Source organism: Okibacterium endophyticum (assembly GCF_054780075.1).
Window position 1 is genome coordinate 436,059 of sequence record NZ_BAAGXA010000002.1, and the last position, 18,132, is coordinate 454,190.

15 protein-coding genes are annotated in these 18,132 nt (G+C 64.6%); 7 read left to right on the forward strand and 8 right to left on the reverse strand.

Going from position 1 to position 18,132, the window contains the following annotated elements; all coding sequences use genetic code 11:
- Positions 1-115: 115 nt before the first annotated feature.
- Entirely contained in the window at positions 116-415 is a 300-nt protein-coding gene (locus tag ACYVF5_RS02335) for a response regulator transcription factor (protein WP_460942895.1), read from the reverse strand.
- A gap of 156 nt (positions 416-571) precedes the next feature.
- Positions 572-1,204: an NAD(P)-dependent oxidoreductase gene (locus ACYVF5_RS02340; protein WP_460942897.1), complete on the reverse strand. Its 633-nt coding sequence runs from the start codon at positions 1,202-1,204 to the stop codon at positions 572-574.
- A gap of 89 nt (positions 1,205-1,293) precedes the next feature.
- On the opposite strand from ACYVF5_RS02340, the gene ACYVF5_RS02345 reads away from it, so the two are divergent.
- From ACYVF5_RS02345 to ACYVF5_RS02365, 5 genes are all read left to right on the forward strand, one after another.
- Positions 1,294-1,743 carry a MarR family winged helix-turn-helix transcriptional regulator gene (locus ACYVF5_RS02345; protein WP_460942899.1) on the forward strand — a complete coding sequence of 150 codons (450 nt, stop codon included), beginning with the start codon at positions 1,294-1,296 and terminating at the stop codon, positions 1,741-1,743.
- Positions 1,744-2,565: 822 nt separating this feature from the next.
- Positions 2,566-3,108 (forward strand): hypothetical protein, encoded by a 543-nt coding sequence (locus ACYVF5_RS02350; RefSeq protein WP_460942901.1) that lies wholly within the window; start codon positions 2,566-2,568, stop codon positions 3,106-3,108.
- Positions 3,109-3,186: 78 nt separating this feature from the next.
- Entirely contained in the window at positions 3,187-4,269 is a 1,083-nt protein-coding gene (locus tag ACYVF5_RS02355; protein ID WP_460942903.1) for a peptidoglycan-binding domain-containing protein, read from the forward strand.
- Positions 4,266-4,922, forward strand: a complete 657-nt coding sequence (locus ACYVF5_RS02360) for an ABC transporter ATP-binding protein (protein WP_460942905.1) — start codon at positions 4,266-4,268, stop codon at positions 4,920-4,922. Before ACYVF5_RS02355 ends, ACYVF5_RS02360 begins: the two co-directional genes overlap by 4 nt.
- Positions 4,919-6,013 carry an ABC transporter permease gene (locus tag ACYVF5_RS02365; RefSeq protein WP_460942907.1) on the forward strand — a complete coding sequence of 365 codons (1,095 nt, stop codon included), beginning with the start codon at positions 4,919-4,921 and terminating at the stop codon, positions 6,011-6,013. The genes ACYVF5_RS02360 and ACYVF5_RS02365 overlap by 4 nt, the downstream gene beginning before the upstream one ends.
- Positions 6,014-6,529: 516 nt before the next feature.
- Here the strand turns inward: ACYVF5_RS02365 and ACYVF5_RS02370 are convergent.
- The 6 genes from ACYVF5_RS02370 to ACYVF5_RS02395 form a co-directional block, all read right to left on the reverse strand.
- On the reverse strand, positions 6,530-7,294 hold the full coding sequence (locus tag ACYVF5_RS02370; protein ID WP_460942909.1) for a MerR family transcriptional regulator: 765 nt from the start codon (positions 7,292-7,294) through the stop codon (positions 6,530-6,532).
- Positions 7,278-8,561: an MFS transporter gene (locus ACYVF5_RS02375; RefSeq protein WP_460942911.1), complete on the reverse strand. Its 1,284-nt coding sequence runs from the start codon at positions 8,559-8,561 to the stop codon at positions 7,278-7,280. The genes ACYVF5_RS02370 and ACYVF5_RS02375 overlap by 17 nt, the downstream gene beginning before the upstream one ends.
- A gap of 22 nt (positions 8,562-8,583) precedes the next feature.
- Positions 8,584-8,907: a hypothetical protein gene (locus ACYVF5_RS02380; protein ID WP_460942913.1), complete on the reverse strand. Its 324-nt coding sequence runs from the start codon at positions 8,905-8,907 to the stop codon at positions 8,584-8,586.
- Between the two features lie 50 nt (positions 8,908-8,957).
- Complete coding sequence (locus tag ACYVF5_RS02385; RefSeq protein WP_460942914.1) at positions 8,958-9,152, reverse strand: hypothetical protein; 195 nt, start codon at positions 9,150-9,152, stop codon at positions 8,958-8,960.
- A 150-nt stretch (positions 9,153-9,302) separates the two neighbouring features.
- Positions 9,303-9,938, reverse strand: coding sequence for a phosphatase PAP2 family protein (locus ACYVF5_RS02390; RefSeq protein WP_460942916.1), 636 nt, complete (start codon positions 9,936-9,938; stop codon positions 9,303-9,305).
- A gap of 404 nt (positions 9,939-10,342) precedes the next feature.
- Positions 10,343-12,952: a LuxR C-terminal-related transcriptional regulator gene (locus ACYVF5_RS02395; protein ID WP_460942918.1), complete on the reverse strand. Its 2,610-nt coding sequence runs from the start codon at positions 12,950-12,952 to the stop codon at positions 10,343-10,345.
- A 371-nt stretch (positions 12,953-13,323) separates the two neighbouring features.
- On the opposite strand from ACYVF5_RS02395, the gene ACYVF5_RS02400 reads away from it, so the two are divergent.
- Both ACYVF5_RS02400 and ACYVF5_RS02405 read left to right on the forward strand, forming a co-directional pair.
- On the forward strand, positions 13,324-17,442 hold the full coding sequence (locus ACYVF5_RS02400; RefSeq protein ID WP_460942920.1) for a DUF7507 domain-containing protein: 4,119 nt from the start codon (positions 13,324-13,326) through the stop codon (positions 17,440-17,442).
- Between the two features lie 70 nt (positions 17,443-17,512).
- Complete coding sequence (locus ACYVF5_RS02405; protein ID WP_460942922.1) at positions 17,513-18,061, forward strand: hypothetical protein; 549 nt, start codon at positions 17,513-17,515, stop codon at positions 18,059-18,061.
- Positions 18,062-18,132: the final 71 nt, after the last annotated feature.

Here is an 18,132-nt window from a genome sequence, read left to right on the forward strand (position 1 = left end):
ACAGTTCGAAACGGCTCGCGAAAGCGGGTCGTTTTCGTTTTGGCGATGTCTTCGCGTGTGGCGCCGAAAAGGGCCGTACCTGGGTGGGTTTGGAGCCAGGCTCAGTGCCTCGCAGTTACAGCGTCGCAATGATCCGGTTCACGTGAGTCTTGACCGTCGCAGGCGAGAGGTGCAGCGCCTCGCAGCTCTCGCTGTTCGAGAGCCCTGCACTGATACAGCCGAAGGCCTCGCGCTCGTGCGGGCTGAGCTCATCCGGCGGGCCTGCCCGGTCGGCCGCCGCGACCCATTCATTCGTTGCCGGATCGCCTCCGCCCGCATGTTGGTCCACCAGTCGGACGAAATCGAAGGTTCCCTGAGCAAGACGATCAGGGCAAGGGGATACAACAAAGGGGGATGAGAGTGCTTTCCGAAACATGACAGAGCGAGTATGGGCGCGAATGGCCGACCGGTGTTTCGGATGCGCAGGCTCACGTCGGTGTGCAACTCAGAATGCGGCCATCCTGCATTCTCGATACCGCGCACCATGTGGTGCCAGGTCGCGTCGTCCCAGGCCTGTCCGTTGTGCAGCGAGTCAGTTGGCGACGTAGACGTGTTGGCGTCCGAGATCATCGCGTTCGGCAATGTCGAGCAGAGCCGTGGCCATATCAGCGGCGGTAATCATCCACCCACGCTTGAGGGGGCTAGTCCCCAGCCGGTAGCCGCCCTTCGCCGCGGCGGACTGGATGCGCGGAGCACGGACGGCAGTCCACTGGACATCGCTCTCCCAGAGCACGATGTCCATTCGCCGCATGTCGTCGTATGTCGCACCGAGGAACTTCTGCAGCAGCGGGAGCACGATCCAGAGCTTGAGAGGCCCCTGATGCGCCCAGTGCTCGGCCACCTCCGAAGAGATGACCACGAGCCGGTTCACGCCGTGGGCGTCCATGCCATCGATGACGTTCTTCGTGCCGGCCGAGTAGAGCGCCGTTGGTCTCTTCGATGCCCCGATGCCGACTGTGCTCACCACCGCATCCACACCCTGTAGCAGCGGAATCACCGCGGCGGCGTCGAGGATGTCAACCTTTGCCTTAGTCAGCTTCGGATGCTCGATAGTCAGCGCAGAGGGCTTGCGTGCGATCGCGACCACCTCATGCTCGCGTGCGAGAGCCTGCTCGACGACATGCCTACCGACGGTCCCTGTCGCTCCCGGTACCAAGATCTTCATGCTCCTCCTTGATCGACCACCTTTAGTACGCGCCAGATATAGTACCTAACGTGTATGAAATGTACAGTGGACGGGGAGGAGGTCGGCAGATGGTGAACGATCAGGTGGCTCGTGTCCGAGTTGCGATGCAGCGACAACTCGTACACGCGATCCTCGACAACGACCGTGTTGCTCGCGAGCACGGTCTGCGGGTGATCGACCTACAGACGCTGCATCTCATGGTGCTCCGGGAGGATGTGCGCACCCCACGGCAGATCAGCGTCGCTGCCGGTATGCCCGCCAGTTCGGTGACCAAGGTCGTCGACCGGCTCGAAACCGCCGGATACATCCGCCGCGCCCATGATCCTCATGACCGCCGAAGGACCCTACTGGAACTCGTCCCCGAGGCCGTCGAACGCCTCACGATCTTCTACAGGAGAACGGATCATTCATTCGACGAGCTAAGCAGCCAATTCAGCGCACCTGAGCTCGATGCCGTCACCCGATACCTGGACGCAGTCAGCGACTTCTACATTCGCTTGTCTTCGTCTCGCACGTAGACGCGATGATGTCCTTCAATCAATTCAAATTCGCGAGCGATCGGCGACGACGACCGCGACGCTGTCCCGGCATTGACGAGGCACTACCTCGAAGCGGGGACCCCGTCTTCTGCGAAGCAACGTGGCGACGGACCGGGCTATTCGTCCCATTCGAATACATCCCGTGCGCCAGTAGACGCTACCGCTCGACGTGCTGGCGGTCGAAGTTGTCGGCTTCTCGAGATCGTTGATTCCGCAGCTCTAGTAGATGACCCCGTTCGGACCGACCCTGGGTGGTGCGAGACGCTTCCAAGGTGCCTGTGACCGCGCGATGGCAGATCACACCGGTTGAGACAGTAGAAGAAACATCAGATTCGGCCTCGTCGCTTGACGGGGCTGTTCCTGTTTTGAGCCATTCGTATGGCACACCACAACGCTCTGCAAAAGCTCGCAACGTCACTGTGCGGGGCTCGATGTGCCTCATCCCGCTCCTGTTCTGTTCTCGCCGGTGCCGTGGCGCACCTGCTGGTGTGGCGGTCGATCCGAGTGATGGCGGCCGGTGACACGCACCGGATGGCGCGGAATTGTAACTGCATTCGAGCCCTCGCGGCGCAGGATCGCTCGCCGCTCCGTGAACAGTCGGTGAACCATTGCCTGGTGACCCCGCTCCGGTGCTCCCGGTCCCTAGTGTTGTGAGTCCGGCGGTGCCAGCACAGGCGGCACGATCCACTCGCTAGCGAACGGCTGTGACTACTAGGTCGGTTCGTTGTCGACACGATCGGGCGGGAGCTGTCGCTTGACGACGGTCCCGCCCGTTCGTCGCGTGTGGAGGAAGGACAAGAGATGAAGCCCAATGGAAACGCAAAGAGGGCGTTCGGTGCGCTGAGCATAGCGGTCGCGCTGGTGATGTTGACGGGATGTGCTGTTACTGAGCCAGCAGGCGAGCCGTCGAGTACGCTGTCGCAGCCGCAGGCAGGCGACAGTTTCGCCGAGAAGTACCCTGACTCTCAGACACTTGCCGATTGCCTGAACGAGAAGGGCTGGGACGTCACGCTCAACGAGGCCACGGGCAGCGTCGAATTCGAGGGAACGACCGAGCAGATGGACCAGTACGAAATCGACCAGGCGGAATGCATGCCCGAGGATGACAGCATTCCTCTGGAGGAGCTCACCAGCGAGCAGTGGACGGCGTTGTACGAGATGGAACTCGAGACCGCTGAGTGTCTGCGCGCAGAGGGTATCGAGATCGAAGAGGCTCCGTCGGAGCAGGTCTTCATCGACCGGTACAAGAGCTCGGACCCGTGGACGTCGTACACGTTCGTGGGTGATGTCAGCTCCGATCGGTGGGATGAGTTGAATACGCTGTGCCCTCAGCCGGCGATGTGACGGCTTCCGCTCGACAATCACACGGCACCCGGCTGGGCGACGAGGTGGCCGTAACCACGGCGAGGCCCAGGGAGATGCATGCGGCAGAGTGATTCGACAACTCGTCGGCGATGGCCCGGGCTCGTGCTTGGCGGCGTTCTGCTCGTGGCGCTGGGCGCCGGCTCCGCGTGGGGCGCGCTGACCGTGCTGAGTCCGGCGGAGGATCCGCTGGAGCCGACGGACTTCACGTTCGTCGAGGTCGCCGAGGGCGACGTGGGCGCTTCTCTCACGTTGAACACGGTCGCGAAGTGGACGCCAGAGCCTGTCGGTGTGAACCGCTCAGCGGGCGTGGTCACCTCGATCGATGTGAGCGCGGGCGACGAAGTCGGTCAAGGCGCCGTGCTCTACTCGGTCGACCTGCGGCCTGTCGCAATCTCTCAAGGTGACGTTCCGGCGTTCCGCGCGATCGCCTTGGGCGCCGAGGGGCCGGATGTTCAGCAATTGCAGGTGATGCTCGGCGCGCTGGGACACTATGGTGGGATCGCCGACGGCAAGGCTGGGGCGGGCACGGTCGCGGCTATCAAGACCTGGCAGAAGGCAGCGGGAGTCGAGGCGACCGGCGAAGTCGGCGCGGGAGACATCATCTTCGTTCCGTCGCTGCCTACGCGGGTTGCTCTCGATACCGAGATCGTCCACCGTGGAGCATCGCTGGCGGGCGGCGAAGAGGTGGTTCGGGGTCTGCCGCGCGAGCCGGAGTTCTGGATCCCCGTGACCGACACCCAGGCCGGGATGTTGACAACAGGCGTCCGCGTCGAGATCACCTCGCCTGAGGGTGAGTCGTGGGAGGGGTACGCCGGCGACCAGCAGCGCGACGAGAACGGCGCCGTGACGGTCGCGCTCACCGGGGCGGACGGCGGGTCGATCTGCGGCGACGGATGCGATCAGGTGCCTGTGACCGGCCAGGCCACGCTATCCTCGCAGGTCATCACCGTCGAGACCGTGCACGGGCTCACGGTGCCGTCTGCAGCGATCATTACGCAGGCGGACGGGCAGATCGCGGTGATCGATGCGGACGGGTCGGTACTTCCCGTCGCCGTGGAGGCATCAGCGAAGGGGATGTCCGTGATCACGGGCGTGGACGCCGGTACTCGCGTCCGCGTGCCGGCGATGGCCGCGGAATGACTCGCGTGGATGAGGCGTACGCGCTCGAGGCGCGGGACGTGACTTTTGGATACGTGCCGGGAAGCCCTGTTCTCGACCGGTGGTCGGCGAGGTTTCCAACCGGGTCGATGACGGCGCTCACGGGCCCGTCTGGCCGGGGCAAGTCGACGCTGCTCTATCTCCTCGGCCTGATGTTGCACCCCGCCGGCGGAGAAATCCTCCTCGACGGCCAGCCCACTCGGCCGTTGTCGGACGCGAAGCGGGCGCATCTGCGAGCGGAGCGATTCGGTTTCGTGTTCCAGGACGCCGCACTGGATGCGACCCGCACCGTCCTCGACAACGTGACGGAGACGGCCCTCTATCGCGCCCAGCGGCGGCGCGAATCTGTCAGCCACGCGTTGGAGCTCCTGGAGTTGTTCGGCGTCGATGTGCCCCCGCATCGCAAGCCCGGGCAGGTCTCAGGCGGACAAGCGCAACGGATCGCGCTGTGCCGCGCGCTGTTGAACGAGCCCCGCGTGCTGCTCGCCGATGAGCCGACCGGCAACCTCGACGCCGTCACCGCGGATCTCGTGGTCTCCGCGCTGCGCGATCACGCCCGCTCCGGGGCAGCGGTGATCGTCGTCACACACACCCCGCAGGTCGCAGAGGCATGCGACCGGGAGATCCGACTGTGAGTATCGCGATCCTCCGTGAGGCGGCGGCGTCTGCCCGGTCGCAGCCGGTCGCGTCGACAGTGACCGTGCTGATGATCGTCGGCATGATCCTCGCGGTCATGCTCACCACCGGCCGCACGGTTGGCGCAGAGCAGCAGGTCCTGGGCTCGATCGACTCCGCCGGCACGCGATCCATCACGGTCAGAGCCGACAGCGCAGCCGGCATCACGAGCGACGTGCTCGACAGGATCGCGCACGTCGAGGGAATCGAGTGGGCGGCGGCGTTCTCGTCCGCTGTGGATGCAACCAACGCCGCGGTGCCGGACGGTACGCGTGTGCCCGTGCGTTACCTCTACACCGCGCATCTGGAGCGTCTCGGCATCCCCGATGCGAGCGCACTGCCCGGCGGGTTCGCCTGGGCCTCGCGTACCGCGCTCGACCAGCTCGGCCTTCCCGAGACCGCGGGCGGCATCACCCTCACCAGTGGCGCTTCATACGCCGTCGCTGGTTCCCTCGACATCCCGGACTTCCTCGCTGCGTTCGAGCCGGCTGTGTTCGTTCCTCAGCCCGACGCTACAGGCACGGAGCCGGTGAACATCCTGGTGATCATCGCGGCTGCACCTGAACTCGTCGCCCCTGTCAGTGATGCGGCCCGCTCTGTGCTGGCACCCGATGACAGTACGAAGGTCACGATCGAGACCAGCGAAGCACTCGCGCAGTTGCGCGGCATGATCCAAGATCAGCTCGGCAGCTTCTCCCGTGGCCTGGTGCTGGCACTTCTCGGCCTGACCGGCGGGCTGGTCGCCATCCTGCTCTACGGGCTCGTGATGATGCGCCGCAAGGACTTCGGACGACGACGAGCGCTCGGCGCGACCCGCAACCTTATCGTCACCCTGCTGCTCGTTCAAACCGCGATCCTTGCGCTCATCGGTATCGCCATCGGCACAGCCGCATCGACGATCATTCTCCGCGCGAGCGGCGACCCGCTTCCCGGTGCCGCCTTCTCGGGAGCTCTCGCCGTTGTGACTCTTGCCACCGCGCTGATCGCGGCCGCGATCCCGGCGATCATCGCCAGCAGGCGCGAACCCATCCGCGAACTCCGCGTGCCATGAGCCCGCTTAGCTGTCTGGACTCCATAGCGCCTACGCGTACAACGACGACACCTGGGACTACACGGTCTCACGCTCACCAGAGGAAGGGCTCATGCGTGTGAGGGACCGCGCAGCAGAACCCTCGACCTCCTGCGAAATCCTTCAGGGGATTCAGATCGAAGCCTTCGGTTCAGAGCAGCGATAACCCGCGCCTCCTGCGAGGCGACGAGAGCGCTCGCGGCGGCGGGCCCTTCACCCGCGCGCGTCCGCTGCTTGCCCCCAGGCGTTCGACGCAACACATCATCAATGGGGCGGGAATGTGGCACACCAGCCACCGTGCGGGAAGGGGCGCAACGCAACCCCAGCCGCGCGAAGATAACTGCCGACCGTCGTTGGAGATACCCCGAGGACCTCACCGATGGGGGCCAACGTTTCGCCGGCACGGTATCGCTCTCTCGTTTCGCTGCCGTGATCCCGCGGCTCTCTCCGGAACCGTGGCTCAGAGCAACGCTGGGATCGGGTGCAGGGGCGACCCGTTCAGGTACGCCGTTCTGCGCTGTCATCGAAGCGGTGTCGAAGGTCCTGCATCACACGATCGAGAATCTTCGACTGGGGCCGATTCAACCCGGCTTTCATGGCCTCGACGACCACCGCCGTCTTCACGTCGTCCCCCTCGTCATTCTGCGCAGAGGCGAGAAGTTGCGGATGCTCGGCAAGGAAGCCGGCGGCGACTTCGGTCATCCGCCTGGCGAGTCGCTCGGTCTCGTCGGCTCCGGCATCCGGCCTGAGCTGCCGGAAGGCCTCGTCGAGGTCGGAGAGGTCGGAGAGCTCGTCGGCGGAGTCGGCCAGAGCCCCGAACGTCTCGGCGACGTCGGCCGGTCGGAGCAGATGAGTCATGATGATCGCGATGCTGCGGCTGTCCGCATCGTGACCGAGCACGTTCATGGCGAGCGCCGTATCGGGGGTGATATCGGGGGCGACACCTGATTCGAGCGCCGTCGAGACCTCGGCACGAACTCGCTCGAGCCGGGTGATGGTGTCGGTGAGCTCCGCGTGAAGTGAACGAAGGGTTTCTTCGACCGCGAGGGGACTGTCGAGCATCTCGGCGATCTGATCAAGGGTGAGCCCGAGCGAGGACATTCGTTTGATCCGCAGCACGGTCACCAGATGCGGTATCTCGTACTGCTTGTACCCGTTGGAAAGCCGCGCGGGCTCTGCGAGCAATCCGACATCGTGATAGTGGCGGATCGTTCGCAGGCTGACTGCTGCCAGATCCGCCAGCTGCTTAGTGCTCCAGGGCATCGTCGTGCTCCTTCTCTGGCGGTTTCGCCGTGCCGAGCTCGTCGAGCGTGCGGAAAGCGGGTGCGAACAGGGCGAGGCATGCGACCACCGTAACGGCGACAGCGAGCCCGATTCCTGCCGCTTGCAGTCCCCACACGCTCGCGACCGCCGCGATCGGGGCGGTGCTGATGGCAGGCGTGGCGAGCATGAGGGCGTTCTGCGCTCCGAGAACCCGGCCGCGCATGCCGTCTGGTGTGGCCTCGATCGTCGCGACTCCGAGCACCGCGGAGATCGGGCCGTTGGTGAGGCCGATGAGAACGGCTGCAGCGAGCACGACCCATGGGGCGAGCATCGTTCCGACGAGAAAGAAGCCGACGATGGTGCCCAGCATCCCGATCACGAACCAGGTTCGCCGTGTCACCTTGCCGATCGTCGCTGCGTAGAGTCCGGCCCCCAGGAGTGTTCCGAGCGAGACGCCCGCCAGAACCAGACCGGTGAGTCCGGCAGCGTCCTCGGCAAGGAAGTAGGCGGGCATCAGCGTGGTCTGCAGGGCGACCATCACGGCTACGAGCACGGCGGAGAGCAGTGTCGCAGCCAGCACGAGTCGGTTGCGCATCAGGAATCCCCACCCGACCATCAGATCGGAGAACACACCTCGCACGCCTCGCCGAGACGAAGCCGGAGCGGAGCGGTCAGAGGCTTCCGGGATCCCGGCGCGCCGATCGATCCCCCACGAGAGCACCGCCGCGAGAGCGCTCATACCGGCCGTGATCAACAGCACGGTCGAGCCGACGCCCGAAATCCACACCAGCAGCCCGCCGATGCCGGGACCTGCGAGCATCAGGACAGCGGCCAGTGACTCGCGGATGCCGACGAGGCGATCCAGCGCCCCGGGACGTCCGCCGGCCAACCGCACGAGCCCTGGAAGCAATGTCTCACGAGCGGTCATTCCGGGAGCGTCACCGAACGCACCCACAACGGCCAGCACGACGAACGACGTCATGTTGAGACCCCAGATGATGTCGACCAGCGGCAGGGCCGCTATCGACGCGGCGGAGAGCAGGTCACTGACGATCGAGACGGTGCGACGGTTGAGGCGATCGACCACCAGTCCGGCGAACAGGCCGACGACCGCGGCGACTCCCGCCGTGACTCCCGCGACCACACCCGTTGCCAGCACATCCCCGGTGCGCGCGAGAACGAGCAGGGGGAAGATGACGGACGCGATCCCGTTGCCCAGCAGCGAGAGGCAATACGACGACAGATAGACCCATGTGCTCCGACCCATGATCCTACCTAAGACTATGCCGTTACGGCACAGTCAAGAGCGGTCTGCAGGAGCCTGAGGTCGGATCCAGCACCTCGAACGTCCGCTGGTGCAACATCTCGGTTACCGCGGCCGTAGGATCATCGGGCGGCGTACGGGCGGCGCCTGCCGCAGCGTCGGGATCGTCGGGGTCAAGGGTGAGCCAGAGCAGCCCCCGGCCTTGGTCGTTCACGATCCGGATTGCGATCGAGGAGTAGGCACCGGGGCGCTCGGCCGCTTTGCCTGCCGCCCACTCGTGTACGACGTGGAGGGTCTGATCGTCGATATCGTAGACCTCCCACCCGTGTTCGTCATGCACGACGAACACGCGGTAGTTTTGCCGATCAGCTTCCCACTGTGTATCCCGCTCGTCGAGCGTCAGAGTTCGATGCCGTGGTCCTCGTCGTTGACGCCCTGATTGCGGCCGCGCCGCGATTCGTACGCGATGAAGATGACGAGCGCGGCGAAGAGCCCGAGCAGCAGCCCGAGCCAGATGTTGCTGAGGACGAGGCCGATCAGTGCGCCGAGCGCGAGCACGCCCAGGCAGATGAGGAGGGTGCGAACGCGCGTCATGCACCTCAGATTAGCGGTCCGGGCCGTTGCGGGACGCATGTGCGTGTCAGCCGCAGCCCTGCACGATGCCGCGCACGCCGAGAGGGAGCGGAGCAACCGGATCACGCGCCAGCGCCCGGCCGCGACCCGATCGCGTTGACGAGTCGGCCGTCAGCTCGTCCTTCGTCTGGCTTGTGCCCGGCCCAGGGCGTTCGTGACCGGGCGGGCCAAACCGACGGCGGCAAGTCCGACGGTTCCGATGCCGAGCAGAGAGCCGAGAGCGACGTCGTGAGGATAGTGCACACCCTCGGCGATTCGGCCCCAGGCGACGAACACGGCCAACCCGGCGGCGAGCCACGGCAGCCAGCCGTGTCTTGTCACTGCGATCGCGCAGAAGAGGGCGAATGCGACGGTCGAGTGGTTCGACGGCAAAGACCAATCACCGACGGGCGGGCAGTCGGGAAGCTCGGCGACGATCCGGCACGGGCGCTCCTGCACGAACACAAGCTTGAGGCCCTCGCTGACGAGGTATGCCAGGGGGATGCCGGCGGCTGCGGCAACGCCGCGAGCGAATCGAGCCCGATCTGTTCTCCACGCCTGAATGAGCACACCCGCGAACAACACAGCCAGTGTGAGGATGCCTCCCGGTGCCGCGGCGGCAACACCGGGCAGGTGCCACATCGTTGGCCCGATCAACTCGTAGAGCACCACACTGAGGCTGCCTGGATACGGTGTGAGAAGGGCGATCAGCGCCAGAAGGCAGACGATGAGGAGGGGAGCCGAGGCGAAGGACGCGGAGGATTTCACGAGATCGACGCTAGCCAGCGGGCAGCATCGATGCGTCCTTCGATCGGTGCATCCCCGTCAGTCTCTCGGATGACCTCTCCGGCGCCCCATAGAACTCGGCATCATCGAGTGGCAGGGTGGTGATCTACCAGTGGTCGTCAACATCTCGACGGTGACCGAGTGTCACAACGACGATCAGGAGCACGCCACCGTCGATCGTGTAGAGGATTCGGTCGGTTCCCGACCCGCACGCGAAGACCGGGTCGACCCTGGAGCGCCCTTGCACCGGGTGGCCGGGGATCTTCGCCGAGGAGAGCGATCGCGCCTTGGACTCGCTTGCGATCCTGCGGGTCGATCTTGTGTAGGGCCTTGAGCGCAGCGGGCCGGAGCTCGATCCTGTAGCGACTCATTCCCAGCCGAGACCACTATAGGTAATGTCGTCGTTTCGCTTCGGCTATGGCGTCTTCTCGTGCGGACACACCGAGCGCCCGATAGAGCGCCTTTACGTGCTTTTTCACCGTGTTGACAGAGATCGAGAGTTCTTTTGCGATGTCTTCGAGTCGAGCCGGTCCGGCAAGCTTGACGAGGATGACGCGTTGACGGCTGGTGAGGTCGTTCCGGTGGACGGCAGCGGGAAAATAGTCCTGGGTCGCCTCGACGGACTCGCGTATGTCAGCAGGGAGTGATGCGCCCAGCACACGGAAATCGTCTCGTGGCATCGCTACGAAGGGCAGGCGAAGCCCCGCAGGCAACGCGAGTCGTGCGGCACGGTCGAACGTACGATGAGCAGAGTGCTTGTATCCCGTTCGCAACTCGGCCGATGCGGCGACGAGCAGAAGATGCGCCCGAACACGAGGGCTGAGTGTTGCGCTTCTGAGATGCAGATCGACGGTGCGGATCGAGTCGGTGAACTGTCCGCGTATAAGCAGTGCCCGTGCGGCCGGAACGGCGAGACGTGTATATGTGCGGCGGCGGTTCCAGGTCGAGAGGGACGCCGCCTCACTTACCCGGCCCGCTGCCAGCAGCAGCTCGGCCTTGGCGGCGTCGAGCTTGGCCGTCACAGCTGCGCTGATCGAGGGATGCTCATGCTTTTCTGCGAGACCACGCTGAAGCACGTCGAGCGCTGCTTCTGGCCCGGATTGCGCCATCACGATCTGTGCCTGCAGAGTGAGGATGTGTGGCCAGTTCTCGTACGTCGGCCAGTATGGCAGGCAGTGTTCCAATTCCCTCCACGCCGACTCCGGGTCAAACTTCTCGAGCTCGATGTGTGCGGCACCGAGATGCATCGGCACCGAGAAGAAACTCTGCCTGAATCCTCGTGGCAGCGAGATCGTGTTCATCGTGTCGAGGGCCGCTTGAGCGCTGTCGATGTTTCCCTGCACCGCGTTAACGAGCACGGTGAGCGCGTCTGCGTAGAAGTCGTAATGGCGCGTTCTCGTGGATGCGGGGTACCGCGGTCGGCTGGCGAGAGTCTTGTCCGCCTCAGCGAGGTCATCGAGGTACACGTGCGTGACCGCGATCTCGATCACGAACAGATGCTCAGAACTCTCGAGGTCCGTTTGCGATTCGTCGGCCTGATGCAGCATGCGAGTGAGACGCCGGAGGGCCGAAGGCAGGCGGTCGTATCGGCCGGCGAGCCTGAGTGCGAGGATGAGAGCGCCCTGGCTCCACACCTGATCGACGGATGGAGGCCCCTTGCCGTTCCACGCTGCGCGTTCGCTCGTGGAGATGGTGAGGAGGAATCGTCTGACCGCGCGGCTGGTGTTGCCGATCGCGTAGTGAGCGATGCCGACGAGCAGAGACAGCGTGGGGTGCTTGTGGAGCAGCTCAACAGGCAACGACGTCAGGGAGTCGGGGTTCAGTGCGACGACGAGCGCAATCTCTACGAACGACGAGTGGGCATGGCGAACGGCGAGCGAGAAATCAAGCGCTTCGATGGCGGCCAGGAACGCCTGTGGCATCCGCTTGTGCCGGGCGTGCCATATTGCCAGGTTGCGATGAAGTCTCTGCTTGCGTTTCTCGTCGAGTCTCTCGCTGAGCGCCTGGCGAACCATCGGGTGCAGCCGAAAGCTGGTTCCGTCCTCGTTCCATGAACCGGCACCCTTCGCCTCGGCCTCGACGAGGATGCCGGCCTGTTCCGGCCGCGCGCCGAGGGCTTCGGCCAGCTCGGTGGTGAAGCTCTCGACGACCGAGGTCGTGACGAGGTAGTCGAAGTCTGGGCGCGACCCCATGTCGCCGATGAGCAGACGGTGAAGGCGTTCGACACTGTTCTCGGGCAGAGCCGTCACAGAAGCCCGGACGTGTTCTTTCTGCTGCTGCAGCAGCATTGCTTTCAGAGCGAGCGGCCACCCGGCGCTTCGCCGGTTGAGCTCGTCGAGACCTCGTTGGTCGAGCCGGTCGAGCCGGCCCTCACCCATAAGCCGGTCGAGGGCGTGAGTCTCCTCCGAGGTGAAGGCGAGGTTGTCGGCAGCCAGGACCGTCGCATCCAGGTGCTGCAGCGTCTCGAACGTTTCGAGGCGTGTACTGGTTCGTGTGGCGACGACCAGGCTGAACGTATCGGTGTGGTGCACCAAGTGCAGCAGGTCGTTTTCGATATCGGGGGAGTTGAGTCGCTCGTAGGCGTCGACGACGAGTGTGACCGGTTCGGGAAGGGCGTCGACGACCCGCAGCATGTTTCTGCGGATCGTGGGACGGACGCCGTTGCGGGCAGGGGGAAGCATCGGCACGGAGGCGTCTCCGGTGAGCAGAACGCTGACCAGGTCCCAGAAATCGGCTCGGTCGCTGATGGTGTCGTCCACCGTGAGCCAGAGCGTCTGTGGCGTCTCTCGCTGGGAGGCACGACTGCGAACCCACTCGGAGAGCGCCGTCGACTTGCCGTATCCCGCCGGTGCATGCACGACGGTCAGCGGCCTGTTTCCGGCTTCGTCGAGCAGGCGTACCAGCCGAGGTCGTGGAACGTGGGGAACCGGTAGGCGGGGAACGCCGTGCAGGCGCGCGCGGATGCCGGTGCCATCGTTGTTGCGTGGTGGCGACATCGAAGCCATGTTCTCCATCGGGATCCGCGGTCCACGCAGCCGGCGCTGCGTGATTGCGCATCTACGGACGACGTTCTCCCGAGGAGCTCGTCCGCGCGTTCGACCGAGGAGCTCGTCCGTTGTACCCCCGCTACGGAACCTCGACATGTGCTCCGACGAACCGCGCCTAGCCTCGAATATGCACCACGTGACTCACCCCAGCCGAATCCAAACGGACCATTTCGAGGGTACTTTTTGAAGCATCCCTCGTTATGCCGTGCACAGAGACGGTTGGCTGTCCGATAGCGCATTGTCGACTGCCGGGCGGCCTCGAACACGGAGCCCTCGCCATCGATGCTGAGTGCGCTTTGGAAACGACAAAAGGGGGAAACGTGCTATCACGCCATCCACGTCGACGACGGTCGGCAACACCACTGCTCGAGGAGGTGAACGCTCGGGGGAGCGCGCTGACCTTCTCGACGCGCAAGCGAGGTTTCGCTGCGGGGGCCGTCACTCTCTTGTCTGCGCTCATCTTGTCGCTGTTCCCGGCGGTCGCCGCGAACGCTGCGCCGGTGTATGAGATCAACGCTCGGTGGGCCGATGACACTCCGACCACGGTACGCAGCGGCGACGTCGTCAACGCCGAATGGCGGGTGAACGTCAACGACGATGCAGAGGCGCCGTCGAACGAACCGGTCGACAACGTCAATTTCACGTTGACGATCGAGAACGGCACGTTCGTGGAGCTTCCGAGCTCGTGCCTGGTCGACGGAGTGACGCCGGCCTCGAGCATCTCTGAAGATGGCAAGACACTCGTCTGCAACATCGGCACTCAGGATCAAGGCACTGCGCACGTGGTTCAGACGCCGATCCTCGCCGACGGCGAAACCGGCGCGCAGCTCACCGGCACGGGCGCAATCGAGGGTGGCACCGCTGATCTCACGCCCATCGACATCGTGAACGACTTCGGTATGGACATCCGTTGGGACGTCGCGACGAGCACCGTGGATCTGCAGGGATACCCGGGAAACCCGACGATCGACCTCGACCTGCAGTGGACCTTGAGCAAGGACAAGCGGAGCGAAGCCGGTCCTCAGACCGTCGTCTACGATCTGACGATTGCGTCGGACGCGGCGTCGAGTATCTCCGTCGGCGGCCAGCAGTGCACGCCGTTCACCACCGGTATCGCCAACGGGCACCCGTGGTCAGGAGGCAGCCACCCGGCCGAAAGCATGGTGTCGCCGGTGGACACCTGCACGATTCAACAGCTTGATGCGGACACCTTTCGCCTCACCCTCAGCGGCATCGACTACGAACCTGCAACACCCCCGGCGCAGGACTCGACCGGCGCGGCACTGCCCGTCGACCAGGTCGCGCTGGCCAGCGGTTCGATCTGGCTGCGCATCGTCCCCACCACAGCCGGCTCTGTGACGCTGGAGTCGTCGGCCCCGACCTACACTTCGGCATCGGGGACGGCGACGGCGGCGGATGACCCCGCGAACAACACCGTGACCAAGACCTGGTTCTTTCCCGGTACGTTCACCTCGCCGTGGCAGCGCAACTACACCGGTTCCGGTGGCACGAACTACGACGACTCGTACGTCGTCTCTCCTGGCACAAGAATTCAACAGGGGCTCGTGAGCGGCCTTCCCATGATCGATCGGCCTGACGATCTGCCCATCGGCATGTGTTCACCGGTCGACACCCGGTACCTCGATTTTCAGGATGCTCGACCGAATGCAAACGTGCCGGGAGCGGTTATCGCGTACTACGTCGGCAATCACGCGTCGGTGAACCCGGGCAGCCCCGGTTACGACCCAAGCTCCTTCCTCGAGTGCGGTGGCACAGCAGGGTGGACCACTACACCCCCTGACGACCCGAGCACTGTCAAGGCCGTACGGATCACGATGACCCAGGGGCAGGCCGAGGCGGCGAATATCCCCGGGCAGCACATCGCGCTGACGGTCGGATATCGCGTGAAGGACGATGTGGCGGTCGGCCAGGACATCTGGAACTTCATGTTCACGCAAGCCGGTGCGGATCGAAGCTGGAACAACACGGGCGCAGGTGCGTGTGCCGCGCCCACCCCGGGTCTGCGGTACCCCTGCACTGTAGGTGCGCTTCGCGATCTGGTGCGCATCGTTGCAGCCACGCCCTATATCGAGAAGTCGGCTGATCGCGCTGCGGTGAACCCGGGCCAGCCCGTTGTGTTCTCGCTGACGTACTCGGCGAACGTACCGACAAACCTTCCCGAGTCGGTGGATGACTACCAGATCGCAGACACACTCCCCGTTGGCATGTCGTATGTCGAGGGCTCGGCCGAGCCAGCACCGGCGGTCACGATCGATGCCGAGGGGCGCCAGGTACTCACGTGGACGCTCGACGGAGTGCAGACCAACGCCAATCACGCGCTGAGCTACGAAGCGATCGCCGACGCAAGCATCGCGCCGGGCACGGTTCTCCAGAACACCGCGATAGCATCCGTGTCGGGGACGGCCTCGCGGCCGGCCACGGCTCAGGTGACCGTCTCTTCCAACGGCTACACCTCGATTGGCAAGACGGCTGACACGCCATACATCCCGAACGTGAACGGTGATGGCGTCGGTGACGGTTCGTGGACGGTGACGCTGCGTTCGTTCGACCCGCTGCCGCAGGCGTTCACAGACACCATCGACATCCTGCCCTACAACGGCGACGATCGCGGAACCTCGTTCAGCGGCGGCTACACACTGACCGGTGTGAACACCGCCGCCGGCGCCACGGTGTATTACACCGACGCCGACCCGGCGTCGCTGTCAGACGACCCGGCCGATGAGTCGAACGGCGTCGCAGGCAACGTCGACGGCAACACCGTCGGCTGGTCGACGACGATGCCCGAGAACCCGACGGCTGTGCGTGTGATCGGGCCGGAGCTCGCTCCCGGTGCGACGCAGGCGTTCACGGTGAACATCACGACCGATGGGGTCATCGGCGGTGACCTGCTCGTCAACCGCGCGCAGGCCCGTGACGAGCACACTGAACTCGTGATGCGCACGTCGGCGCCGATGACTGTCGCGAACTACTACTCGTCGGCACTGAAGAAGTACGTCCAAGACAAGAACGGAGACTGGCGCGACGCGAACGATGTCACCGACTACCCGAAGTTCTACTCGGGCGACACCATCAAGTACCGCATCGTGATCGAGAACACCGGTCAGGGGACCCTCCGGAACGTGAAGGTGAGCGACGACAAGCAGCCCGAGCTCGGTGAGTTCATCGTCGAGGAGCTCATCCCCGGCGCGAAAGAGACTCACGAATACGAGATCGTCGCCGACGACTCGATGCCGCAGACGCTGGTGAACACGGCGTGTGCGACAGCGGATCAGCCCGAAGACACCGAGGTGCCGCCGACGATCAACTGCGACCCGGCGGGCTTCGAGCTGGTCGGCAAGCCGGATCACGACAAGACACTGATCTCGGCGAACCCGATCGGTGGCGGTCAGTGGGAGGTCGTGTACGGCATCGACGTCATCAACGAGAAGCCGCACGCAACCTCGTACGATCTCGATGACACGTTGCGCTTTATGGACCAGGCCAAGATCGCGTCAGCTGTTGTGAGTGTCTCGCCAGATGGCGTCACCCTCGCTGAGCCGGCATGGGACGGCCAGGGCAACGATCGCATCGCCTCTGCCGTCCCGCTTCTGGCGAACAACGACGCGGCATACACACCTCACCACTATGAGGTGACGGTGATCGCCGATGTTCCGATCCACCTGGACGGTGCCGGATCGGGTGAGAACGACCCGACGCGATGCGGCCCAGCCGGTGACAAGTCGAACAGTGCGTTCAACAACACCTCTGTTATGACCGACCCGACGGGAGCCGTCGACGAGGGTCAGGCGTGTGCCGAGCCCCCTTCGATCTCGGTCGACAAGAGCGTGGCGTCTGGACCGACCGAGGGTGAGGACGGCCGCTGGACGGTCGTGTACGACATCGTCGCGACAAACGACGGTGGAGTGGCCGGTGACTACAAGGTGTACGACAAGCTGCTGTTCGGCGAAGGCATCGAGATCGTCTCGGCCGACGTGATCGCCGCACCTGAGGGCGTGACCACCGAGAGCGGCTGGACGGGTCTGGGGAGTGACACGGAGGCCGCTGAGAACCTCATCGCCGCCGGCGTCACCCTTGCGCCCGAATCCTCGCACATCTACCAGGTCGAAGTGGTGGTCTCAGCGGATGCTGATGCACTCGCGCCGAGCGTGCTGACGTGCCCAGAGCCCGGTTCGGGCGAGCGCGGCGGCCTGGCCAACCAGACGACGCTCGAGCACAACGGCAATGTCGTGGGCGACGACGTATGCCCGACCGTGCCCCCGGCCGACCCGCCTGGTGACCTGGCATCCACGGGTGGCGAGATCGCATGGCCTGTGCTGTTCGCAGCGCTGACCCTGCTGCTCGCCGGCGGAGGTGCTCTGATCGTCATACGGCGCCGGAGGAGCGGAGCCTCGACGGCTGAGTCCAGCTCGATCGACTAGTCGATAGCACCACGTCCCGTCTCGCACCGAGACGGGACGTGGTGCTCGGCTTTATGGGGGAGTGAATGACATGGCAGATCTGCTGCCGTCTGTTGCCGCAGAAACGCTCGTCCGCGTTCTCACAGGGGCGTCGAGTGTGGGGACCACGGCGCGAGCGCTCGATGTTCCGGTTGGGACGGTTCTCGGCTGGTGCGAGAGAGTGGGGGCGGCGCTCGGTGTTCCCGAGCGGATCGAGGAGTCACCGTGGGTGCCGGTGACGGGCGGGATCGCCGTTACACACACAGTTTCGCGCCATACGCTTATGCCAGGCAGCCTGCTGGTGTTCACCGTGACGGTGACGAACAGCACCGAGGTGGAACTCTATGGGGTGACCGCGATCCAGCGTTCGTTCACCGACGCGGTTCTCCGGCCTCTGGCGCTCACGTCGCCGCTGCGGCCGCTCGATGCCGTCGATGAGCTTGTTCCGGGTGAAAGTGTTCGGTTCGCGTCGGATTACTTGCTCGACGAAGACGATCTTGTGGAACCTGGCAAGATCGTCAACTCTGTGAGGGTCAAGGCCTTCACGGCAGCGGGCGCGTGTTTCTCCGACGAAGTCGACGTTGCGATCAACGTGCCGTAGCCGGTGGATAGTCCTATAGAAGTCAAGTGATGAGTAGGTCGGTTTTGAGGGCGTTGAAGACTTCTCGGGCG

Excerpts from the sequence above, each read along its gene's own strand:
- ACYVF5_RS02335 (WP_460942895.1), bottom strand. The coding sequence starts at position 415 with ATGTTTCGGAAAGCACTCTCATCCCCCTTTGTTGTATCCCCTTGCCCT.
- ACYVF5_RS02340 (WP_460942897.1), bottom strand. The coding sequence starts at position 1,204 with ATGAAGATCTTGGTACCGGGAGCGACAGGGACCGTCGGTAGGCATGTC.
- ACYVF5_RS02345 (WP_460942899.1), top strand. The coding sequence starts at position 1,294 with ATGGTGAACGATCAGGTGGCTCGTGTCCGAGTTGCGATGCAGCGACAA.
- ACYVF5_RS02350 (WP_460942901.1), top strand. The coding sequence starts at position 2,566 with ATGAAGCCCAATGGAAACGCAAAGAGGGCGTTCGGTGCGCTGAGCATA.
- ACYVF5_RS02355 (WP_460942903.1), top strand. The coding sequence starts at position 3,187 with ATGCGGCAGAGTGATTCGACAACTCGTCGGCGATGGCCCGGGCTCGTG.
- ACYVF5_RS02360 (WP_460942905.1), top strand. The coding sequence starts at position 4,266 with ATGACTCGCGTGGATGAGGCGTACGCGCTCGAGGCGCGGGACGTGACT.
- ACYVF5_RS02370 (WP_460942909.1), bottom strand. The coding sequence starts at position 7,294 with ATGCCCTGGAGCACTAAGCAGCTGGCGGATCTGGCAGCAGTCAGCCTG.
- ACYVF5_RS02375 (WP_460942911.1), bottom strand. The coding sequence starts at position 8,561 with ATGGGTCGGAGCACATGGGTCTATCTGTCGTCGTATTGCCTCTCGCTG.
- ACYVF5_RS02385 (WP_460942914.1), bottom strand. The coding sequence starts at position 9,152 with ATGACGCGCGTTCGCACCCTCCTCATCTGCCTGGGCGTGCTCGCGCTC.
- ACYVF5_RS02395 (WP_460942918.1), bottom strand. The coding sequence starts at position 12,952 with ATGTCGCCACCACGCAACAACGATGGCACCGGCATCCGCGCGCGCCTG.
- ACYVF5_RS02405 (WP_460942922.1), top strand. The coding sequence starts at position 17,513 with ATGGCAGATCTGCTGCCGTCTGTTGCCGCAGAAACGCTCGTCCGCGTT.